Source organism: Kribbella sp. NBC_00709 (genome assembly GCF_036226565.1).
Lineage (GTDB): Bacteria > Actinomycetota > Actinomycetes > Propionibacteriales > Kribbellaceae > Kribbella.
Genome location: NZ_CP108996.1, coordinates 1,011,817 through 1,028,372, shown reverse-complemented (window position 1 = coordinate 1,028,372; position 16,556 = coordinate 1,011,817). Strand labels below are relative to the sequence as shown.

The window sequence follows — 16,556 nt, the reverse complement described above, 5'->3', positions numbered from 1 at the left end:
GACCTACTCGGCTCCGCAGTCCGCTTTGCAGAGCTTGTCGGTCAGCGTGAGGATCGCTCCGGGCTGGTCGGAGTCCACCTCGGTCGAGAACTCGACCGTCCAGTCACCGGCGGTCGTCTGCCCGGACGCCTTGCCCTGCTGCTGCTTCAGCCAGTCGGCGATCTGACCGCGTGGATTCACGTGAGCCAGCTCCAGCGCCTGCGGTGCGAAGTCGGACAGCTTCGTCGTCGCCTCCGCTGCGACGCCGCTGGCTTGCAGTGAGAGCACGGGCGGCCGCGGCTGCGTGCCGATGAGCACCTGGATCGACGTGACGCCTTGGACGCAGGTCTGATAGGCCTCGTCGGTGGTGCACGTGTAGCCCTTGCCGGAGAAGGCCGTGACGACCTGTGCGGCCGTGAGGTCCGGCAGCTTCTCCTCGGGACCTGACGACGACGCGCTGGTGCTGGTCCCCGGTGCAGTGGAGCTGCCGGCGCTGCTGGAGCTACCGGCGGCGTTCGGCTTGTCGTCGGACTTGCTGCCCGAGCAGGCCGCCGCACCGAGGGCGATCACGGCGCACGCCAGTACTGCGGCGCCGTACCGCGGGGTCAGACCGGCACCTCGATCGCCGCGTCGAGGGCGATGGTGATCATCTCCGAGAAGGTCGTCTGGCGCTCTTCCGCGCTCGTCTCCTCCTTGGTGATCAGGTGGTCCGACACCGTCATGATGCCGAGCGCCCGGCGACCGAACTTCGCCGCCAGCGTGTACAGCGCCGCCGCCTCCATCTCGATGCCGAGGACGCCGTACTCCGCGGTCCGCGCGACCAGGTCGGCGCGGTCGTTGTAGAACAGGTCGCCGGAGAACACCTGGCCGACGTGCACGTTCAGTCCGGCCGCCTCGGCCGCGTCCACCGCCGCGCGGAGCAGCTTGTAGTCCGCGGTCGGCGCGTAGTCGATGCCGTGGAAGCGCAGCTGGTTCATCTGCGAGTCGGTGCTCGCGGACATCGCCACGATCACGTCGCGGACCCGGACGGACTCGGTCAGCGCACCGCACGTCCCGACCCGGATCAGGGTCTGTACGTCGTACTCCGCGAACAGCTCGTTCGCGTAGATGGACGCGGACGGCTGGCCCATGCCGGAGCCCTGCACGGAGATCCGCTCACCCTTGTAGGTGCCGGTGAACCCGAACATGTTCCGGATCTCGGTGTAGCAGAACACGTCGTCCAGGTAGGTCTCCGCGATCCACTTGGCCCGCAGTGGGTCCCCCGGGAACAGCACCCGTGGTGCGATCTGCCCCTTCTCAGCGGCGATGTGAATACTCATGCGGGGATGCTCTCATGGTGCCGGGGTAGGTTGAGGCACGTGGCCTACTCCATTACTCCTGGTTCGCTAGCCCTGTCCCGATCGGTCCTGGACCGCGCCGCCGACCGCCGCCGTGACGACGGCTGGCTGGAGAAGGCGTGGGGTACGTCGGACACGCAGGTGGTCGCCGTCGTCGGTGACAAGGTCCAGGTGGTCGAGGACCGCTCCGCACTGCGGTTCGTGCCACCGGCCGAGGCGCCCGAGGGCATCCGGATCTTCCTGGGCATCGACCGGGAGTCCGGGGCCGGCATGACCGCCGAGGGCCGTGCTGTCTTCGGCGTGCTGGTCCAGGGTGAGGCAGACGAGTCGTACGGCGGCCTGCGCGAGCTGGGCGCCCTGCTGGACGACCGTGACGCCGGCATCGCGGTCAACGTGATCGGACTGTCCAACTGGCACGCCGTCCACACCCACTGCGCGAACTGCGGCGAGCACACCGAGGTGGTGGAGGCCGGCCACGTCCGGCGCTGCCCGAACTGCGGTCTGTCGCACTTCCCGCGCAGCGACCCGGCGATCATCGTGCTCGTCACCGACGACCAGGACCGCGCCCTGCTCGGCCGCAACGAGGCGTGGCCTGCCGGTCGGTACTCCACGCTGGCCGGTTTCGTCGAGCCGGGCGAGTCGCTGGAGGCCGCCGTACGGCGTGAGGTTCTCGAGGAGACCGGTGTGATCGTCGGCCCCGAGATCGAGTACGCCGGAAGCCAGCCGTGGCCGTTGCCGTCCAGCCTGATGCTCGGGTTCTACGCGAAGGCGACGGGCTTCGAGATCGACGTGGACCAGGACGAGATCGCCGAGGCCAAATGGTTCACCCGGGAAGACCTCCGTGCGCTGGTCGACGCCGGCACGATGGCCCTCCCGGGTGCGATCTCGATCTCCCGCCGCCTGATCGAAGGCTGGTACGGCGAGAGCCTCACCGGGAGCTGGTGATCACCGGCCCACGGTGGACCGCGCGGCCGCGACCCTGATCAGGACGCCCTCCCAGCGCTCGACCGAGCCCGCCTGCTCGAGCTCACGGAGCTTCCGGTCGACCGCGAGGACGTACGCCGCGTGACTCGGCCAGTCCGCCTTCGCGCTCGGCAGTGTGTCGGTCAGCGTGCAGCCGTAGGTCAGGAAGCGGTTCGACACGTGGCTGTCGATGTTCCCGGTCCAGACCGTCGGCCTGACGTCGGACTGCGGACACGAGTCCACCGGTGGGGTGTACGAGCCCAGGTTGGTCGGGTTGGTGAAGCCGTCCGGGCGCAGCAGCGTGTAGTAGGTGCCATCCGGTGTCTGCGTGAGCCGGTTGAGGCCGTGGTCGCGCAGGATGGTCGTGTGGCCGCTGAGGCTGTCCAGAACGAACAGTCGCCCACCGGTCACGCCGTACAGGTAGCCGTCCCGCCAGGACAGTGCGCCGTCCTGCGAGCCGGTGACTGCGCTGAAGACCGGCAGCAGGCGGAGCACCTCACCTGTCGACGGGCTGACGACGAAGACGATGCCGTCGGCCAGACCCCAGATGTTGCCGTCCGGTCCGTAGGTCAGCTCGTTGATGCTGGCCGCACCCGGCACCGGGACGATGTCGGTGAGCACTGCGCCCGTCGCCGGGTCCACCTTGATCAGGTGGGCCTCGGTGGCCTTCGGGTCGGTGCCTTGACCGCCTTCGATGCTGGAGCCGGCCCACACGTTCGCACCCGCGGGCAGGATGGAGGCGATCGTCTGGTCGGTCACCAGGTTGCGGTAGACGGTGTGGCTGCCTGTCGGTACGTCGTACACGGTCAGCGCGCCGCCGTACTCGCCGTACGCCGGCGTGGTGCCGACGTACACGTGGTTGCCGTCGGGGACCACCGAGACCGGCCTGTTCTGGTGGTCGCTGTCGACCAGGCTGAACAGTTCCTTCGGGTTGGTCGCGCTGTCCGGTTGCGCCGGATCCCAGAGCGACAAGCGGCCGTACGGGTAGATGCCGACGTACATCTTGCCGGTGCCGTCCCACGCCCAGCCCTCAACCTGGCCCTGCCGGGTGGTGACGGTGGACTTGCCGGTCGCCGGGTCGTAGATGGCCGTGGAGCCGTTCAGGTAGACGTTGACGAACACCTTCCCCGTGACGGGATCGGCCAGCTCGTGCATGAGCGGCGACGGCACGTACTGGAACGGTGAGCTCCACTGCGCCAGCGTCCCGTCCGCGGGGTTGTAGCGGAACGTCCCACCGGAGTAGTTACCGGCCAGGCCATAAAGCACGGGTACGCCGTTCTCGGTCACCCAGCCGTAGCCGATGGATGCACCACGCGTCAGCGTCCGCGGCGGCGAGACCGGACCGACCGTATTGGTGTCCAGGTCGTAATGCGTGAGGGCCAGGGTGTTGTTGGTGAAGTACACGCCACCTGGTCCGGCTGCGGAGACGCCACGCGCGGCGATGGGGTAGTCCATCACCTGCTGGCCGGTCGCCGCGTCGGTGTACTTGATCTGCTCACCGGTGACCGCATCGACCACCACGAGCCGGCTGCTGGCGTTCGCGAACACCTTGCCGCCGGCGTAGTCCAGATCGATGAAGTCCTTCGCCGTCGTACCCGGGGGAGTGATGTCCTCGACCGCCTTGGTGTCCACGTCGATGCGGAGCAGGCGGGCGTTCGGAGTGGAGACTCCGACGAACAGCTTGCGGTGGTCAGGGTCGTAGACCGTGGACCGCGCGTACTGCTGGACCGGGTCGAGTGAGCCGTAGTCGGTGACCTGTCCGGTCGACGGGTCGTACTTGAAGGCGTGCGCCGTCGGGTACGTCCCGGCGTACACGTTGCCGTCCGCGTCGGCGGTGAGGCCGTAGATCTGCGACTCACCCGGAATGGGCTGGCCGAGGTCGGTCACCTCACCGGTGACCGGGCTGTAGCGGTACAGGTGCGCGTACGGGTAGGTGCCGAGGTAGACGTCCCCGTTCGGCGTCACGACGATCGCCCAGCCGCCGGCGGCTCCCGGGAGCGGCACGGAGCGGACCAGCTCGTGGGTGTGCAGGTCCGCGACGTTGAGACGTGCGTTCTCCCCGGCGGGCACGGCGTACACGACGTCGCGTCCGTCGGGGGTGTGGCCGACCGCGCCCTCCATGACGGTCAGGGAGCTGACCGGCGAGCCGAGGTCCTTGATGACGTCGTCGGCCGGCGCGAACGACTTCGCCGGCGGGCCGAGCGGCCAGGTCTCGGACGGGAACGGATCAGGCAGCGGCGGCGCCGCTGCGGCGTGCAGTCCGCCGGTGGCGAGCAGACCGAGTGAGACGACAAGGGTCGTCAAGGCAGCGCGAAGGTGACGGCGCGAGAACATGGGCGGACTCCCTGCGACGTAGTTCATCGCAAGGTATAACGGTCATGACCGTAATGTCCATAACTCAGGCGATATGGCCTGAGCCGGGTTTTCAGGCGACGAGCTTCTCCGCGACCTGGGCGAGCGACGGGTTGGTCATCGCCGTGCCGTCGGGGAAGACCACGGTCGGGACCGTCTGGTTGCCGTTGTTGATCTTCTCGACCAGCTGAGCGGCCCCGGGGACCTGCTCGATGTCGACCTCGGTGAACTCGATGCCCGCGCGCTTGAGCTGGCCCTTGAGGCGGTGGCAGTAGCCGCACCACGGCGTCGAGTACATGGTGAAAGCAGCCATTTGGCTGACTCCTTGAGGCTGGGAGGGGTTTTGTCGGGCCGCCCGTCTAGGGTGGCCTTCGACGTATTCGAACCACGCAATAGGTGGTGCTGTTCCCGCATGTCTCAGCCCGTGAGCGACCTCACACGATCTGCCTCCGCCGAAGGCCTCCTGGAGGCTCTCGACCCGGAGCAGCGGGCCGTCGCGTCCACGTTGCACGGCCCGGTCGTGGTGATGGCCGGCGCCGGGACGGGCAAGACGCGGGCGATCACCCACCGGATCGCGTACGGCGTCCAGACCGGGACCTTCGACCCGGTGCGCGTGCTGGCGGTGACGTTCACCCAGCGAGCGGCGGGGGAGATGCGCGGGCGGCTCGCGCAGCTCGGCGTCCAGGGCGTGCAGGCTCGCACGTTCCACTCCGCCGCGCTCCGGCAGGCCCGCTTCTTCTGGCCCAAGGTGTACGGCGGGGAGCTGCCGCCGATCGCGGACCGGAAGTTTCCGCTGCTGACCGAGGCCGCGTCCCGCTGCCGGGTCCGGGTGGACACGCCCGCCCTGCGCGACCTGGCCGGTGAGGTCGAGTGGGCCAAGGTGAGCAACGTCCGGCCGGACGACTACGCGCGGCTGGCGCCCAAGTCGGCCCGCACGCTGGCCGCCTTCGACCCGGCGACGATCGCGCGCATCTTCGCGGCGTACGAGGACGTGAAGCTGGAGCGCGGGCGGATCGATCTCGAGGACGTGCTGCTCTGCGCGGTCGCGTTGCTCGCGGAGGACGAGCGGGTGGCCGCGGAGATCCGCCGGCAGTACCGGACGTTCGTAGTGGACGAGTACCAGGACGTGTCGCCGCTGCAGCAGAGTCTGCTCGACCTGTGGCTGGGCGGCCGGGAGGACGTCTGCGTGGTCGGTGATCCGGCGCAGACCATCTACTCGTGGGCCGGCGCCGAGCCGGAGAACCTGGTGCGCTTCGCGTCCAGGCACCCGTCGGCCACGGTGATCAAGCTGGTCCGGGACTACCGGTCGACGCCGCAGATCGTCGACGTGGCGAACAAGATCCTCGACGCGGCCGGCCCGACCGGTCTGCCCGGGCGGGTGACGCTGCGGTCGCAGAAGGAGGCCGGTCCGACGCCGGCCTACCGCGAGTACTCCGACGAGGTCGCGGAGGCGGACGCGGTGGCGCGGGCGGTCGTGAAGCTGCGCGACGACGGCATGGCGTTGCGCGACATCGCCGTACTGTTCCGGACCAATGCGCAGTCGGAGAACTTCGAGCAGGCCCTGGCCGAGCGGAAGATCCCGACCGTGCTGAAGGGGGCGGAGCGGTTCTTCGAGCGGGCCGAGATCCGCCAGGCCGCCGTGCTGCTGCGGGGGCAGGCCAAGGCGGGGGATCTGTCCGACGACCTGGTGACCACGGTGACCGGCGTGCTCGGCGGGGCCGGGTGGACGCCGGAGCCGCCGACCGGCACCGGGGCGGTCCGGGACCGGTGGGAGTCGTTGAGCGCGCTGGTGACGATGACCTCCGACTTCGCCGCCGCCAACCCGGAGGCGAGGCTGCCCGAGCTGATGGCGGAGCTGGACCGGCGGGCGTCGATCCAGCACGCGCCGCTGGCGGAGGGGGTCACGCTGGCGACGCTGCACGCGGCCAAGGGGCTGGAGTGGGAGTGTGTCTTCATCGTCGGGGCGCATGAGGGGACTCTGCCGATCACGTACGCCCAGACGCCGGCGCAGGTAGAAGAGGAGCGGCGGCTGTTCTATGTGGGGGTGACGCGGGCCAAGCAGCAGCTGTCCGTCAGTTGGTCCACGTCGCGCTCACCGGGCGGGCGCGGGACCCGCGGTCCGACCCGCTTCCTCGACCCGATCGGCGTCCGTACGGCGCGGACCGAGTGGACCCCGTCGTCCCCCACCAGCTTCGAGCGCCCGTCGAGCGCCCCGCGCTCCAGCCGCCCGATCCCGAAGTGCCGGGTCTGCGGCCGCGGCCTGCTCGATCCGGGCGCCCGCAAGCTCGGCCGCTGCGAGGACTGCCCGTCCAACATCGACCAGAAGCTGTACGACGCCCTGATCGAGTGGCGCACCGAGCAGGCCGAGTCGGAGCGCATGCCGGCCTTCGTGATCCTCACCGACGCGACGCTGACGGCCATCGCCGAGACCCGCCCGGCCGACGCCCAGGCGCTCCGCCAGATCCCTGGCATCGGCCACACGAAGCTGGCCAAGTACGGCGAGCACATCCTCGTCCTCTGCACCCGCTGATCTGCCCCTTCGGGCAGGTGCCCGGAGAAATCTGTTGCCAGGCACGGGATCCAGGGCGCACTCTGGAAGACGTGCCGCGTTCTGCTCCCGGCAGACGTGGCAGTTAGATGACAGAGGCAACGATCCCGGAGCGTGCGGATGGCGACCCGGAGCGTGCCGGAAGCCTGTTGCAGCAGCCACATTCGGCCGCCGCGGCGGCAACTTCCGGCCAACTTCGCAAACTGGCGATAAATAGTTTGCGGGCTCCGACGCGGACGGCGTACTGTTCTTTCTGCGGTCGAAGCCTGGCCGAAAACTTCAAACAACCATAGCGATCGAGCTAACCGCCCGCTTCGCCACAACGAGAGGAGGTGCCCTGGAAATGATCACCAACACGGTTAAGAAGCCGTTCAGCGACGCTGTAGCGCTGCCGTGCGCCCCGATTCAGGGTGCCTCGCCGCGACCGCACGTCGCGACCGTTGTGCTCATGGCCTCCGGCTTTGCCCAGATCACGGGCGGAGCTGTCGGCGATGTGAAGTTCGGCGGTTCGGGTTCTCGAGCATGGAGTCCACCGGTCTGACAAGCGTCAGAGCCGGCACCTCCAGGCCGCGGAACCCACCAAAGGGTCCCGCGGCCCTTTTGTTTGTCCACAGATTTGGTGATTACCAACCGGTAGTCATCACCGACGACAAGAGACCAGCATCCAAAAGTCACTGGGAGGTGACCGGAATGAGCGTTAGCTTCCTCGATGTCTTCACCGAGGTTGCAACGTCGCAGGACCTGCCCTGTCGGTCCTACGCGCCAGAACTCTTCTTCGCCGAATCGCCGGCGGACGTCGAGTACGCAAAGTCTCTCTGCACGACCTGCCCGCTGAAGGCCGAGTGCCTGGCCGGAGCGCTCGAGCGTTCCGAGCCGTGGGGAGTGTGGGGTGGCGAGCTGTTCGTCCAAGGTGTGGTGGTTCCGCGCAAGCGGCCCCGTGGGCGTCCCCGCAAGAGCGACACCGTTACCGCAGCCTGAACGACACCCAACCATCCGAAACGAGACCGAACGATGACCAACCAGACTTCACACAGGAGCTCCGAAATGCATTTACTGAACGAAGATCTCGCCCGTGCTCACTGTCGGGCTTCACTGAAGGCCGCAGAGCAGAACCGGCGCTTCCGCCTCGCTCACCAGATCGAGAAGGCGCAGAAGCAGGCCGAGCGGGCAGGCAAGCGAGCTGAGAGGGCCAGCGCACGCGCGCGCCTCGCACTCGCCCGCCTCGTCTGATCCACCCAGCAGCGCAGCCTGACCAGCTGAACAACTGAGGGGCGGCACCCAAAGGGGGTGCCGCCCCTCAGCATTCCTGCAGCAACGCCTGCTGGAGCCCGACCAGCGTGATCCCGCTGACGATCTCGTGCCGCGCGATCATCCCCGGTACGTCGGCCAGCGGGATCCACTCGATCCGGTCCGACTCGTTCCGCTCCGTCGGCTCCCCGATCCGTACCGCGTTGTGCACCCGGAACACGTAGTGCCGGGAGTCCATGATCCCGGCGGCCGGCTCGGACCGGATGAGCTCGGTGAGCCCGTCGGCCCGCCACCCGGTCTCCTCCTCGAGCTCGCGCGCCGCCGCGGCCTCCGGACTCTCGCCGGCCTCGATGATCCCCATCGGGAGCTCCCAGGCCCACGTGTCGGTCAGGAACCGGTGCCGCCACATCAGCAGCACGTGCTCGTCCCGGATCACGACCGCGGCGGCGATGTCCTTCAGCCGGACCGCGTGGTAGTCGAACCGCTCGCCATCAGGTTGCTCGACGTCCAGCCGCCGTACGCTCAGCCATCGATTGCCCCAGACCTCGGCCTCACCGTGAATCACCCATCGCACCCGGTGCAGACTAGTGCCATGGCAAGAGCTACCTGTGCGTTGTGTGATCAGCAGGCGGAGTCGGAGGACGTGCCGCTGACCTGGATGACCTCGGTCGAGGACGGCCGCAAGCTGCTGTACTGCGACCGGTGTGCCCGGGAGAACGTCCGCAGTATCGAGGGGAAGCTCGACTCGGTCTACTGGTGAGTCAGTACTGATCGGGGACCCGCATCGCGGGTCCGCCGACGTGCAGGCCGAGCTGCTCGGCGCGCCCCTTCGGCTCCTCCCACACCTCCTGCCGGCCGAGGACGGTCAGATCGAGGTAGCGGTAGCAGTTGTGGAAGTCCTCGATGCCGCGGCCGAAGGTCGAGTACGTGTGGAACACCTCGTCGTCGACCCGAAGGAACGTGCTGATCCCCGGCAGCTCCTCGCCGTTCATCTCGTCGGTCCAGGGCCCGCCTGACCACGGCGTACCCTTCTCGTTCGCCAGCTGCTCCTGCGAGCGGAAGTGCAGCAGCACCGGCGCGACCCGGTCGTCCAGCGTGGCGTGGAAGTCGTAGTTGAAGTCGCTCCCGTACGACGAGTACCACGGGAACGTCCAGCCCAGCCGCTCCCTGAACGCCGCGATCTTCGGGTACGGCGCCAGCGACACGGCGACGAGCGACGTGTTGCGCACGTGCAGCTGGCGGAGGTTGCCGATCTCGTCGGCGGCGGACGAGCAGCTCGGGCACCCCTCGTCCCAGTCCGGGCCGAACATGAAGTGGTGGACGACCAGCTGGTCCCGCCCGTCGAACAGGTCGAGCAGCCCGACCTCACCGTCCGGTCCCGCGAACACGTACGGCTTGTCCATCCGCACCATCGGCAGCCGTCGCCGTTCGGCGTTCAGGCGGTCGCGCGCTCGTGTGACCTCCTTCTCCAGCCGGAGGAGCTCCAGACGGGCCGCCAGCCACTCCTCCGCCGGCACGACCTCGGGCAGGTTTCCGAAGTTGGTCATCGTTCGAAGATAGTCCCGGCCGGTGTCGATCCCGGAACACTTCGTCCGACGCAGAAGTGACAACACTCCTGCGGAAGGACCTGGATCATGACCATCGAGGCCGACATGGTGACGACCACCAGACGACAGTGGATCGCGCTGGGCGTCCTGTGCCTCGCCACGCTGCTGGTGTCGCTGGACCTGTTCGTGATGCTGCTGGCAGTGCCTGCGGTGACTGAAGCACTCGGTGCCACCAGCAGTCAGCAGCTGTGGATCCTGGACGTCTACGGGTTCATGGTGGCCGGCCTGATGATCACGATGGGCAACCTCGGTGACCGGCTCGGCCGCCGTCGGCTGCTGCTGATCGCGGCTGCTCTGTTCGGGGTCGCCTCGATCGTGGCGGCGTACTCGGTGAGCCCTGGCATGCTGATCGGGGCTCGCGCAGCGCTCGGCATCGCCGGTGCGGCCATCGCGCCGTGCACGCTGTCGCTGATCTCCACGTTGTTCCCGGACGAGCGGCAGCGGGCCACCGCGCTGGGCGTCTGGGCGGGCTGCTTCACGGTCGGCGCGGTCGTCGGTCCGATCGTCGGCGGCATCCTGCTGAACCACTTCTGGTGGGGCTCGGCGTTCCTGATCGGCGTACCGGCGATGGTCGTGCTGCTCGTGGTGGGGCCGTTCCTGCTGCCGGAGTACCGGAACGAGCGGGCCGGGCGGATCGACGTACCGAGTGTGCTGCTGTCGCTGGCCGCGATCCTGCCGGCGATCCACGGGCTGAAGCACCTGGCCGCGCACGGTGCCGGCGTACAGTCCGTCGGCGCGCTGGTGATCGGTGGAGTGTTCGGCTGGATCTTCGTACGGCGGCAGCGTCGCCTGGACGACCCGCTCGTCGACGTACAGCTGTTCACGCGGCGGACGTTCAGCGTGACCCTCGGCAGCATGCTGGCGTTCTCGATGCTGTCCGGCGGCGTGATGGTGTTCGTCGCGCAGTACTTCCAGCTGGTCCAGGGGATGACCCCGCTGGCCGCCGGTCTCGCCCTGGTCCCGGGGATGCTGACGACGACCGTCGCCTTCCAGGTGGCGCCCCGGCTGGCCCGGCGGATCCGGCCGAGCGTGCTGATTCCGGCCGGGATCGCGTTCACGGTCGCCGGGATGATCATGATGTCGCTCGCCACGTCCACGACGCTGCTGGTGGTCGCCTTCGCCATCCAGTGCGTCGGCCCGGCGCCGCTCGTCACGCTGGGGACGAACCTGGTGATCGGCTCGGTCCCGCCGGAGAAGGCCGGTTCGGCGGGTGCGCTGACGCAGCCCAGCAACGAGTTCGGCTACTCGCTGGGCATCGCGGTCCTCGGCAGTGTGGTGACTGCGGTGTACCGCAGCCAGATGGATGGTCGCGGCGGCAACTCGCTGGGCGAGGCGATCACCCAGGGTGCCTCCGGTGACCTCCTGGATCAGGCGCGTGAGGCCTTCACCAGCGGTCTCCACCTCGCCGCGGGTATCACTGCCGTGGCGCTGGCGGCCGTCGCGGTCCTGCTGGCCGTGACGCTGCGCGCGGTCCCGGCCCTCAGCCGTCGGTGAAGCCGGGCAGGAGCTCCTCCAGCACCGAGCGGAACGGGGCTTCGGCCTCGAGCTGTGAGAGGACTGCCATGCCGCCGATCCAGACCCGGTGGATCAGCAGGTACGACGGTGGCATGTTGAGGCGGAGTGCGAGCGACGCGTTGGGCGACCGGAAGTCGCCGGTCCGGTTCGCCTGCGTGCGCATCCAGGCCCGGCTGAACTGGAAGGTCTCGTCCCGGGCCGGCTCCGCGAACGGCGCCAGGTAGTCCATCAGCTGCTCCGGGTCGATCTCCATCCGCGGCTTGATGAAGCCTTCGGCCTTGAGACCGTCCCGAACCGCCTCGCCGTCGCCCTTGAGCGAGATCCGGAGCAGCCGGCCGATCGCCGGCGGCAGGCCGTCCGGGAGCCGTGCGCACAGGCCGAAGTCGACCACGCCCAGCCGGCCGTCGGCCATCACCCGGAAGTTCCCCGGATGCGGGTCCGAGTGCAGCAGACCGGCGTACTTCGGGCCGCTGAACATGAACCGGACGTACTTCAGCCCGATCGCGTCCCGCTCCTCTTGTGTGCCCTCGGTGATGTACGACGACAGCGGGCGGCCCTCGATCCACTCGGACACGATGACCGTGGGGGAGTGCTTGATGACCCGCGGTACGACGAACTCCGGGTGGTCCTTGAAGGCGTCGGCGTACTGCTGCTGGGCCTGCGCCTCGCGGTCGTAGTCGAGCTCCTCGCCGATCCGCTCCTGGAGCTCGGCGACGAGCGGCTTCACCTCGAGACCGGGGACGATCGCGCCGATGGTCCGGGCGAACCGGCCCAGCTGGCGGAGGTCCGAGCGGAGCGCCTCGGCGGCGCCCGGGTACTGCAGTTTGACCGCGACCTCGCGGCCGTCCTTGAGCCGGCCGCGGTGCACCTGGCCGATCGACGCGGCCGCCGCGGGCTTGTCGTCGAACTCCTCGAACCGGTCCCGCCAGCGCTTGCCGAGCTCGCGCGACAAGATCGTGTGCACGGTCGAGGCCGGCATCGGCGGAGCGGAGTCCTGCAACTTGGTCAGGGTGGCCCGGTACGGCGCCGCGAGCTCCTCGGGCATCGCGGACTCCATCAGGCTCAGCATCTGCCCGAACTTCATCGCGCCGCCCTTGAGCTCACCCAGGACGGCGAACAACTGATCGGCCGTCCGGCGCTGGAACTCGGCGTACACGGCCTCGGCCGGCGCACCGCCGATGCGCTTGCCCAGGCCGACCGTCGCCCGCCCGGCGACACCGAGCGGCAGGCTGGCAAGTTTCGCGGTCCGGCTCAGCGCCTTGCGAGGAAGGTCCGACACGATCCCATTCTGTCCGGTCGCCCAAGCCGGTACGACGGAGGGGCGGTGCCCGGCACAGACATCGTGCCGGGCACCGCCCCTACGACTTGGTGCGTCAGGCCTTGCCGAGGATCCGGTTCAGGTTCGTACCGCACTCGGGGCACTTGGCCTTGGCCATGCGCGTGCCCTTGTCGTTGACCTTGACCTCGCCGTCGGCGGTGCGCTTGGCCTTGCACTTGACGCAGTAGAACTCGCCGCTCCAGGTCTCTGCCATGAGGGCCATCTCCTTGCTTAAATCCAGCCCGGGGTCTCGCCCCGGGCAGTCGTTGGATGCTAACGGCAGACCGTCCTGCCGTAGGCCGTTCGGCCCAGTCGGGATTCACCCTACGGCCTCCTGGCTCAGGCTCAAGCGCACCTCGGGGTCCGCGCGCCGCCGGAATCCCCCGAGGAAAGCCTTTACCGAAACTTTCGCCCGCACGGAACAGGCTCCCGGTGATCCGCCTCCGGAGCAGCTCGGCTTCCCCTCCGAGCGGCCCCGGAGGCGGTCCGGGAGCCTGTTGCAGATGACGCTAAGAGGCGACGGCCGTACAGGCAAGCCCGCGTTGTCCACCCCTGTGGATAACTCTGTGCGCAACCTGTGGGACGCGCCGGTCGACACTGTGGACGGGCGGGGGAACAGGATGTGAACAACACTGGTCAGCGGGTTCAAGATCTGGCGTCTGACCTGCGGAAACATCGATGCACAGGATGTGGACCGAAGAAAGTTGTCGGATTCGGGGGGTACATTTTTGAGCCATGGCCGACTCCCCACCGCGCCCGATCCCGCCGTACGTGGATATCCGTCGCAGCAAGCGCCGCAAGCGGACTGTCAGCGCGTACCGGGACGGTGAGCGTGTCGTCGTGCTGATGCCCGACCGGCTGTCCGCCGTCGAGGAGGCGCGCTGGGTCGAGACCATGCTGGCGCGGCTCGAGAAGCAGCGCAGCCGATCGCGCGTGTCGGACGAAAAATTGTTGGCCAGAGCACACGAACTCGCGTGTCGCCACCTCCCAGAAGTGCCCGAACCTGCGTCGGTGAGGTGGGTTTCGAACCAAAACAGACGATGGGGGTCGTGCACGCCGGCCGACCGATCGATCCGGTTGTCCACCCGGCTGCAGTCGATGCCGGGGTGGGTCGTCGACTACGTGCTGGTCCACGAGCTGGCCCATCTGATCGAGCCGACCCACAACGCCACCTTCTGGGACCTGGTCCACCGCTACCCCAAAGCTGAGCGTGCCGAGGGGTATCTGGAGGGTGTTTCGGCCGCCTCCTCGCTCGACCTCGAGGACTTCTGAGGTCCGATCACCCTGGCCCGTAGGGCGTACGGGAAAGGGTGGGGTAGGGCTAGCCCCAGGGTGCACTGGGTGGCTTCCTCCATGGCCGCGACCTGTCCCGTCCAGCCAGGCTTTGACCCGTAGCCAGCGCCACGCCAGGGAGCGCTGGGTGGGGTGCCCGAGGGGGCGCAGAGGGGCAGGGAAGCATGGCCAGGGGACAGATCACGGTGCGGGCAGCGCGCTGGAGCGCCACCCATCCGTGGCGGGCGATCGCGATGTGGGTTGTCGTCGTGGTGGCGTGTTTCGCGCTCGGCTCGATCACCGGCACCAAGGAGTCGAAGAACGAGGGCGACATCGGTGAGGTGACCCGGGCGGACAACATCGTCAAGTCCGGCAACTTCGACGACCCGGACGTGGAGAGCGTGCTGATCACGGCGCCGTCCGGACAGCTCGACCAGACCGCGGCGACCAAGGCCGCCGGCGTGGTGATCCAGCGCATGCGCGCCCTCGGTGGGGTCGCGGAGGTCGCGCAGCCGATGCCGTCGCCGAAGAAGGACGCGGTGATCGTCAGGGTCACCCTCAAGGACGGTGACGGTGATGACCGGGTTCAGCCGCTGCTCGACACGACCGCCCAGGTCCAGCAGCAGTATCCGGACCTCCGGATCGAAGAGGTCGGTGGACTGTCCATCGACAAGGCGCTCAACGAGACACTGGGCAAGGACTTCAAGCGGGCGGAGATGTTCAGCCTGCCGGTGACGCTGGCGATCCTGCTGATCGCGTTCGGCGCACTGATCGCCGCATCGGTACCGCTGCTGCTCGCGCTGTCCGCAGTCGCCGCAGCCATCGGCTTGGCGGCCGCGGCTTCGCAACTCGTGCCCGCGGTCGACGCGGTCAACAGCGTCATCCTGCTGATCGGTATGGCGGTCGGCGTCGACTACTCACTGTTCTATCTCCGCCGTGAACGCGAAGAGCGCGCCAAGGGCCGCGGCCACGTCGACGCGGTCGAGATCGCCGCGGCGACCTCCGGACACGCGGTCGTCGTCTCGGGTACGGCGGTCATCATCTCGATGGCAGGACTGTTCCTGGCCCGCGACGCGGTGTTCTCGTCCTTCGCGGTCGGTTCGATCCTGGTCGTCGCGGTGGCCGTCGTCGGTTCGCTCACCGTGCTGCCCGCCGTACTGGCGAAGCTCGGCCGGTGGGTCGATCGGCCGCGGATCCCGTTCGTGTGGCGGTTGACGGCATCCAAGGGTCAGCCGCGGTTCTGGCCGACCGTGCTGAAGCCGGCACTGAAGCACCCGATCGCCACGCTGCTCGTCGCCGTCACCGCGTTGCTCGCGGTCGCGTCGCCGGCGCTGGGGATGCAGCTGAAGTTCCCGGGCACCGAGGACCTGCCGCGGACGACGTCGGTGATGAAGGCGTACGACCGGCTGACCTCGGCGTTCCCGAGCACCGGCACCAGCCACGAGATCGCTGTCCGGGCGCCCGCCAACCAGCAGCCGGCGGTCAAGGCCGCACTGGCCGAGCTGATGCAGCGCACGAAGGACGACAAGTTGTTCGCGTCGGACGGTCTCGAGGAGCCGCGATTCTCCAAGGACGGCACGGTGACGACGCTCGAGGTCGCCACGCCGTACGAGGGCGGCAGCCAGCAGGCGCGGGACTCGCTGACCAAGCTGCGCAAGGACCTGATGCCGGAGACTGTCGGCAAGGTGCCCGGCGTCGAGTACGCCGTCGGCGGGTTCGTGGCCGCGGACGTCGACTACGCGGCGCACACCCGGGACAAGCTGCCGCTGGTGATCGGGTTCGTCCTGCTGCTGACGATGATCGTGATGATGGTGACGTTCCGCTCGGTGGTCGTCGCGGTCACCGCGATCGGGCTGAACCTGCTGAGCGCGGGAGCGGCGTACGGCGTCGTCACCGCGGTCTTCCAGAACACCTGGGCCGAGGGGTTGCTGCACTTCCGGTCGAACGGCGCGGTCGTCAGTTGGCTGCCACTGTTCCTCTTCGTGGTGCTGTTCGGTCTGTCGATGGACTACCACGTGTTCGTGGTCAGCCGGATCCGCGAGGCGGTACTGCGGGGCGTGCCGACCAGGCAGGCGGTGGCCGAGGGCATCACCGGTTCGGCCGGTGTGGTGACCAGCGCGGCGGCAGTGATGATCGGGGTGTTCGCGGTCTTCGCGACGCTGAGCACGCTGGACATGAAGCAACTCGGTGTCGGTCTGGCCGTCGCGATCCTGATCGACGCGACGATCATCCGGGCGGTCGTCCTGCCGAGCGTGATGATCCTGCTCGGCGACGCCAACTGGTGGGCCCCGAAGTGGCTCCGCCCCAAGCCCGCCAAGCACGCCGCCACCCCGCCCGCCCCGGAGGAGGAGCGCGAACTCACCCCGGTCGGCTGACCTCGTCCCGGCGCCCCACCCGAAATCCATTCGGGCGGGGCG

The 16,556-nt window shown here is 68.6% G+C and carries 16 protein-coding genes; 8 read left to right on the top strand and 8 right to left on the bottom strand.

Annotation, left to right across the window (positions count from 1 at the left end):
• Positions 1–3: 3 nt before the first annotated feature.
• Positions 4–549 (bottom strand): hypothetical protein, encoded by a 546-nt coding sequence (locus OHA18_RS04880; protein WP_329002440.1) that lies wholly within the window; start codon positions 547–549, stop codon positions 4–6.
• Between the two features lie 35 nt (positions 550–584).
• Entirely contained in the window at positions 585–1,298 is a 714-nt protein-coding gene (deoD, locus tag OHA18_RS04875; protein WP_329002439.1) for a purine-nucleoside phosphorylase, read from the bottom strand.
• 39 nt (positions 1,299–1,337) lie between these two features.
• Between deoD and nudC the strand changes: the two genes are divergently transcribed.
• Positions 1,338–2,261, top strand: a complete 924-nt coding sequence (gene nudC, locus OHA18_RS04870) for an NAD(+) diphosphatase (protein ID WP_329002438.1) — start codon at positions 1,338–1,340, stop codon at positions 2,259–2,261.
• Here nudC and OHA18_RS04865 read toward each other — a convergent pair whose 3' ends face one another.
• Together OHA18_RS04865 and OHA18_RS04860 are read right to left on the bottom strand one after the other, a co-directional pair.
• Positions 2,262–4,613 (bottom strand): hypothetical protein, encoded by a 2,352-nt coding sequence (locus tag OHA18_RS04865; protein ID WP_329002437.1) that lies wholly within the window; start codon positions 4,611–4,613, stop codon positions 2,262–2,264. It abuts the gene before it with no gap.
• A gap of 91 nt (positions 4,614–4,704) precedes the next feature.
• Positions 4,705–4,944 (bottom strand): mycoredoxin, encoded by a 240-nt coding sequence (locus OHA18_RS04860; protein ID WP_329002436.1) that lies wholly within the window; start codon positions 4,942–4,944, stop codon positions 4,705–4,707.
• 99 nt (positions 4,945–5,043) lie between these two features.
• On the opposite strand from OHA18_RS04860, the gene OHA18_RS04855 reads away from it, so the two are divergent.
• From OHA18_RS04855 to OHA18_RS04845, 3 genes are all read left to right on the top strand, one after another.
• The gene (locus OHA18_RS04855) at positions 5,044–7,161 is read left to right on the top strand and encodes an ATP-dependent DNA helicase UvrD2 (protein ID WP_329002435.1); all 2,118 of its coding nucleotides are present in this window, start codon (positions 5,044–5,046) and stop codon (positions 7,159–7,161) included.
• Between the two features lie 708 nt (positions 7,162–7,869).
• On the top strand, positions 7,870–8,157 hold the full coding sequence (locus tag OHA18_RS04850; RefSeq protein WP_131285495.1) for a WhiB family transcriptional regulator: 288 nt from the start codon (positions 7,870–7,872) through the stop codon (positions 8,155–8,157).
• Between the two features lie 33 nt (positions 8,158–8,190).
• A complete protein-coding gene (locus OHA18_RS04845) occupies positions 8,191–8,409 on the top strand; it encodes a hypothetical protein (RefSeq protein WP_329002431.1) in 219 nt (72 codons plus the stop codon).
• Positions 8,410–8,476: 67 nt separating this feature from the next.
• Here the strand turns inward: OHA18_RS04845 and OHA18_RS04840 are convergent, their stop codons facing one another.
• The gene (locus OHA18_RS04840) at positions 8,477–9,001 is read right to left on the bottom strand and encodes an NUDIX hydrolase (RefSeq protein ID WP_329002430.1); all 525 of its coding nucleotides are present in this window, start codon (positions 8,999–9,001) and stop codon (positions 8,477–8,479) included.
• A gap of 18 nt (positions 9,002–9,019) precedes the next feature.
• On the opposite strand from OHA18_RS04840, the gene OHA18_RS04835 reads away from it, so the two are divergent.
• Positions 9,020–9,187 carry a hypothetical protein gene (locus OHA18_RS04835; protein WP_329002429.1) on the top strand — a complete coding sequence of 56 codons (168 nt, stop codon included), beginning with the start codon at positions 9,020–9,022 and terminating at the stop codon, positions 9,185–9,187.
• A gap of 1 nt (position 9,188) precedes the next feature.
• On the opposite strand, the gene OHA18_RS04830 is transcribed toward OHA18_RS04835, so the two are convergent.
• Positions 9,189–9,974: a DUF899 domain-containing protein gene (locus tag OHA18_RS04830; RefSeq protein ID WP_329002427.1), complete on the bottom strand. Its 786-nt coding sequence runs from the start codon at positions 9,972–9,974 to the stop codon at positions 9,189–9,191.
• Between the two features lie 87 nt (positions 9,975–10,061).
• Between OHA18_RS04830 and OHA18_RS04825 the strand changes: the two genes are divergently transcribed.
• A complete protein-coding gene (locus tag OHA18_RS04825) occupies positions 10,062–11,528 on the top strand; it encodes an MFS transporter (protein ID WP_329002426.1) in 1,467 nt (488 codons plus the stop codon).
• Here OHA18_RS04825 and OHA18_RS04820 read toward each other — a convergent pair.
• Positions 11,515–12,828 (bottom strand): ABC1 kinase family protein, encoded by a 1,314-nt coding sequence (locus OHA18_RS04820; protein ID WP_329002425.1) that lies wholly within the window; start codon positions 12,826–12,828, stop codon positions 11,515–11,517. The genes OHA18_RS04825 and OHA18_RS04820 overlap by 14 nt on opposite strands.
• Before the next feature lie 94 nt (positions 12,829–12,922).
• Positions 12,923–13,081, bottom strand: a complete 159-nt coding sequence (locus OHA18_RS04815; RefSeq protein WP_012922897.1) for a DUF5679 domain-containing protein — start codon at positions 13,079–13,081, stop codon at positions 12,923–12,925.
• A 521-nt stretch (positions 13,082–13,602) separates the two neighbouring features.
• Here OHA18_RS04815 and OHA18_RS04810 point away from each other — a divergent pair.
• Both OHA18_RS04810 and OHA18_RS04805 read left to right on the top strand, forming a co-directional pair.
• Positions 13,603–14,139, top strand: coding sequence for a M48 family metallopeptidase (locus tag OHA18_RS04810; RefSeq protein WP_329002424.1), 537 nt, complete (start codon positions 13,603–13,605; stop codon positions 14,137–14,139).
• Positions 14,140–14,324: 185 nt separating this feature from the next.
• Positions 14,325–16,514, top strand: coding sequence for an MMPL family transporter (locus tag OHA18_RS04805; protein ID WP_329002423.1), 2,190 nt, complete (start codon positions 14,325–14,327; stop codon positions 16,512–16,514).
• The last annotated feature ends 42 nt before the right edge of the window (positions 16,515–16,556 follow it).

Excerpts from the sequence above, each read along its gene's own strand:
- OHA18_RS04810 (WP_329002424.1), top strand. The coding sequence starts at position 13,603 with ATGGCCGACTCCCCACCGCGCCCGATCCCGCCGTACGTGGATATCCGT.
- OHA18_RS04815 (WP_012922897.1), bottom strand. The coding sequence starts at position 13,081 with ATGGCAGAGACCTGGAGCGGCGAGTTCTACTGCGTCAAGTGCAAGGCC.
- OHA18_RS04805 (WP_329002423.1), top strand. The coding sequence starts at position 14,325 with ATGGCCAGGGGACAGATCACGGTGCGGGCAGCGCGCTGGAGCGCCACC.
- OHA18_RS04825 (WP_329002426.1), top strand. The coding sequence starts at position 10,062 with ATGACCATCGAGGCCGACATGGTGACGACCACCAGACGACAGTGGATC.
- OHA18_RS04835 (WP_329002429.1), top strand. The coding sequence starts at position 9,020 with ATGGCAAGAGCTACCTGTGCGTTGTGTGATCAGCAGGCGGAGTCGGAG.
- OHA18_RS04860 (WP_329002436.1), bottom strand. The coding sequence starts at position 4,944 with ATGGCTGCTTTCACCATGTACTCGACGCCGTGGTGCGGCTACTGCCAC.
- OHA18_RS04850 (WP_131285495.1), top strand. The coding sequence starts at position 7,870 with ATGAGCGTTAGCTTCCTCGATGTCTTCACCGAGGTTGCAACGTCGCAG.
- OHA18_RS04855 (WP_329002435.1), top strand. The coding sequence starts at position 5,044 with ATGTCTCAGCCCGTGAGCGACCTCACACGATCTGCCTCCGCCGAAGGC.
- OHA18_RS04865 (WP_329002437.1), bottom strand. The coding sequence starts at position 4,613 with ATGTTCTCGCGCCGTCACCTTCGCGCTGCCTTGACGACCCTTGTCGTC.
- deoD (WP_329002439.1), bottom strand. The coding sequence starts at position 1,298 with ATGAGTATTCACATCGCCGCTGAGAAGGGGCAGATCGCACCACGGGTG.
- OHA18_RS04830 (WP_329002427.1), bottom strand. The coding sequence starts at position 9,974 with ATGACCAACTTCGGAAACCTGCCCGAGGTCGTGCCGGCGGAGGAGTGG.
- OHA18_RS04845 (WP_329002431.1), top strand. The coding sequence starts at position 8,191 with ATGACCAACCAGACTTCACACAGGAGCTCCGAAATGCATTTACTGAAC.